General features: G+C 48.3%; 2 protein-coding genes and 1 pseudogene. All 3 read right to left on the minus strand.

What is annotated here, in order from left to right; genetic code table 11:
* Window positions 1-253: 253 nt before the first annotated feature.
* Window positions 254-694, minus strand: coding sequence for a hypothetical protein (locus KVP70_RS32890; RefSeq protein WP_217946640.1), 441 nt, complete (start codon window positions 692-694; stop codon window positions 254-256).
* A 1390-nt stretch (window positions 695-2084) separates the two neighbouring features.
* Window positions 2085-3023 carry an HNH endonuclease gene (locus KVP70_RS35475; RefSeq protein WP_369698902.1) on the minus strand — a complete coding sequence of 313 codons (939 nt, stop codon included), beginning with the start codon at window positions 3021-3023 and terminating at the stop codon, window positions 2085-2087.
* A gap of 75 nt (window positions 3024-3098) precedes the next feature.
* Window positions 3099-4298 (minus strand): annotated as a pseudogene (locus tag KVP70_RS32900) (ATP-dependent nuclease); the annotation flags it as partial.
* Window positions 4299-4423 lie beyond the last annotated feature (125 nt).

Here is a 4423-nt window from a genome sequence, read left to right on the forward strand (position 1 = left end):
TTACTTACGCATGGCCAAGCTCAAACACCTGCCGTCCAATCCGCTGCTCGCCGCCGTGCCGCGCGAACATGGCGTTACGCGCCACTTCGCCTGATGTCAATTTCCACTGAAAACGGCATAGAGCCATTTTTAATCTCCCCTTGAATTTCAAGGAAAATCTAGATTTATATAAATTCGGTAGCCTCAATAATTTCTTTGAAAATGCTGAGTCCGCTTTCGCCCCGTTGCGGACCTTCGTGGAATGCGGGTAAAGCTATTTTGAATTTATCACGGCGTTTATTTTGGCGATATCAATGTATTTTGCAGTACCCGCAAGACCTGCAACAACATTGGGATTCACCATAACTTCCTGCATTGCCAACTCACCGAACACTGCGAAACTGGCCTTGGCACTTGCTATCCCTTCGACCGCGACAACCTCTTTAAGCTCTTTAGCACAGGCTTCTCCGAGAATGCGACTATTCAGCAGGCCAACGGCTCGGTTGAGTTCTTCTTTTTTCTCAGGGGAGACAGAGATGATATCGGTCATCGCCGGATGACTTGACACAGATACAATAAACCACCGTGCCAAGTTGGTCTTATCTTGGCTCGTCGCGGATGCTGCCATACAACGATTTAGAGCATTTGCTTGTTCACCGGCCAGTGACATGTTTGTCGCAAATATAGAAATCAAAAGGACAAGAAATTTAGACATAGATGGGAATTTTTGAATTTATGTAATTTTCTGCGAAGGGCTGTTATTGGCCGAAAGCGAACTACCCTCCTCAGGGAGGGGACCATATGTGGTCTCTGTCAGGCTGCTTCGGCGTACCAAGATTAGCTATAGAGCTGCTTGTACCCAGCTCCATCTAGTTTCAACTTCACCTTGCAACTAGGGCAATCGACAGCCATTCCATCGATATGCTCGAATATTTCCCCCGGCGTGCCGGTCGGGCGAATCGTGGCATTTGCACGCCAACTGAATCCACAAGCTCCACATTTGGCTTGCGCAGCGCGTAAGTTAGTCCGTCTTGGTGCACCATTTCCTCCCATCGAGTTGTCAGGGACAGTGTTCCATTCTAGCTTAGTCAGATTCAGGTTGCTCATTGCAATTCCTTTCAGGTCAATTCTTCTGGAACCAGGGTTACAAATGCTAAGAAATAGCGTTTTAAATTGGCTGCTATTGGCCGTTATACGCCTCTGTCCATCCCTGGTTTATTCATCAGGCGTGCATCCGACCGGCGTGCTCTACAGTCCGCAGCAAAGCTAGTAGCGAGCGCAGAGTCAGACATCAGATTTTGATACTCTAACTCCGTGACCTCGTAGTACTCCTCATAATCAACGAGCTGATTCGAGACCGGCACCGAAAAATAGTACCTCCCAGAGTCCTGTTCAATCCCTATCGAAAATCTCTCAACAGCATTTACCAAAGTGTCTCTTTTACTCATTGCTACCTCTTTGCTGCAAGCGGCTGAAGTTCCGCTCTTGGCCGATTACGGCAAAGTCTGTGTGTTTATGGAAAAGAACCTGTCCGCAGTCCACGCGCCCAAAACAACGGCCACCCAGCATGCTACGCCTTCAGCAGCAGCAATGCTTATCGCAAACGGCTTGGGTATAACCAAGTCCACTTGGTATGCAAGGGTAATCGAAAGAATAAGCGGAACCCAGCCAATCGAAGCCGCCGCAACGGTTGCGTAACGTGGATATAACTTATTGATTGGTAAAGCTGGAACCATTGACAAAACCAGTAACGTCGCTATACCGGCAAACCGTTCAGCCGTCGCAACGACGACACCTCGGCTGATGAACTCATTTGGCAAAAAGCTGTGGCAATATATCCACAGCACAGCGACACATATGCCCAGTAGCAGAAGCAAGAAATACCTCAAAATTCGCTTAACTATGTGCATTAGCCAGTCTCTTTAAAACAATCAAATAAGTCTACGTCTGCTCCTGGCCGTACCCGGCCGATTACCCTCAGGGTAGCATCTTGCACATCCGAAAAATTCACGAACTGTCACAGTAGGCGGAAACTGCCTAAAAAGCGACGCATTCTATGGCGCGAGTACGCCGCACAACCCACCTCTTGGGCGTTGAATTTATTATCAGCTATAATGCCGCGCCCGATGGCAGTTTGGACATAGTGCTATCGTGTTATCTATAGTGTCACCTCCGGCATCTTTAAGCGTGCGCACATGGTGCACTTCTAGATAAGGGAATCCGGTAGTCTTCGATATGAAAGGTCCAGACTCCTTGCAGTCGAAACAGATCCCTTTGGCATTCTTAAGGGTATAGGCAACAACTTTAGGGTCTCTTTCGTAGACAAATGTGCGAACCTCTTTTTGGATTGGGTACTTATTGCCTTTGACTATAGAAAGGCTCGTATGCCACGCTTTGGCAACGTCTCGTTCAAAAGTAGATTCCGACTCAAACTCGGCTGTAGGCAACACCTGGTTCGTGCGTTCGATAAGGAGCTTGAATCTCTTCTTTGATTCCGAGTCACGAAGTAGGCCGGAAATCGTGTTAATAATTCGTTTCTGGGAATTCCTCTTGACTTCAAAGGTCGGGCCTCTTACCCAGCTTCCGCTGCTACCAAGGATTATGGTCCTCGCACCTAGAATGGCTTCGGAGAAAAGAATGCTGAGAGATGCCGGGCACCGATAGTGCCAGGTAAGATTGATGCCTGGTTCACTGCTTTGCCGGTTGGTTTTACCCTGATAAACGCACCCAGCCTGAACACCTACCAACTTGTCGCCCCCAGTCTTCGCTGTTTTGGCCGTAATCGTAACGAGAATAAAAGGTTCTCCAGTTCTCATAGACACTAAGTGCCTTGGAGGAAGGTATCCCCGAATAATTCCGTGTTCCGGTAAAAAATTGACTGCCTCGTGAAATCCGTTCATGGGTGATGTTTTATGAATGCGTTTGTACTCGGTTGCCGTAGGATATTTAGAGTAGGGCAAACATTTCCGTGGATCTGGATTAACCCGAACAACGTACATTCTCATCGTAATTTCCCCTTTATGTAGCCACGCAACGGACCGCATTTGGCCGAACGCCGTCACTCTATCCTCATAGGCAAGGTGCAGTGCTCTCTGCTAAAAATTAGAATTACATCTCACCTAATAGCTGCCCATTGCTTTCGACATTATTTGTGCAAGCATAACCGGCACATTACCTGCTGCTTTCAGCGTCGCAGTCCGATAAGCAAGTTGGTTCTTCGCCAAATCAATACCCGCAGCTGCTTCGACCTCCTTGCAGGCGCTATCCCATTCTGGCCAATTCGTTATGAGAAACTCCTCAAGGTGGTCTTCAAAGTTCGCAACTTGATCAGAAACAATCGCAGGAGGAAAATCGGCTTCCTCCAGACCAAAATATCTCAGGATTGCACGGTTTTGTTTTGCATTGTTGTTGCGCTCTTCATCTATTTTTTCCTGCTTTTTACCTTTTTCTTTAGCTCGAGCCTCGCACCCAGCATCAGCATCGAAAAGCGCATACGAAGGGATTCCGATCGAAGTCAGTATCGCGTGCGCCAAAGGAATCGAAGTCTTCCCCCCAACTGGGACGATTGCGATGCCAGCAGCTTCTAATGCGCCAGGAGCCGATTTATCACCGATGCCGTGGAAGACCGAGGCTTCGGTCGTTCCTTCGACAAGCAAAGCACGGTGGGCAAATAACGCGACGGACAATTGACTAGCGATGATGCCATCAAGCTGACGCTCGACAGTCTCAGCACTGACAACCCCATCTAATTTTTCCTTTACATGTTCGACAGTGGCCGAGTAAATTGAAACAACAGGCGTATCCTCTGCCGACCTAGTTAGTCTTCTAACCTGGTTAAAATATCGAGCTTCGAGGAAGTAAGGGCTATGCGTCGCATAGGTCACCTGAATTCGCTTGCCAGCGTCCTCGGCAAGCGATCGCAAAACCTTCGCAAAGGTCTGTGCTTGAATAGGATGTTGGAAGAGTTCAGGCTCTTCAATCGCTAGGCAGATTACCCCGACTTCTGAAGCTGCACCTGCTTGCGCAAGTAATTGGAGGGCCGAGATCAATAGCGTTCGCTGAAAACCGTGTCCTTGGCGCTCAACAGATGTTTGTGTGGAACCATCCAGAACCGCAACTTCAAACGTCGTCTTAGGTGCTTTAAGTTCGATATTAGCTGGTGACACAGCGACCGCCCGACCTGGGGAATAAGAATTGACGACTGCATTCAGCTTCGTCGTCATAGTCTCGAGCTGAGACTTAAACTTATCCTCATACACTTTTTGCTGTAGTGCCCGCGATTCTTCTACAATTTTGGCAATCTCTTCATCTGCCGCAGCCCCTCTGTGCCAATATAACTTGAGACACCTACCCGATTAATTTAGAGTACAGCGGTAGGTCCCCAATATGCACAACCGAAAGCATCAAATTAGCACTTCAGCAGCCCAGCAAGACAGCCTCAACG

The sequence above is a fragment of the Duganella violaceipulchra genome (assembly GCF_019166075.1).
In the GTDB taxonomy this organism is placed as follows: domain Bacteria; phylum Pseudomonadota; class Gammaproteobacteria; order Burkholderiales; family Burkholderiaceae_D; genus Rugamonas; species Rugamonas violaceipulchra.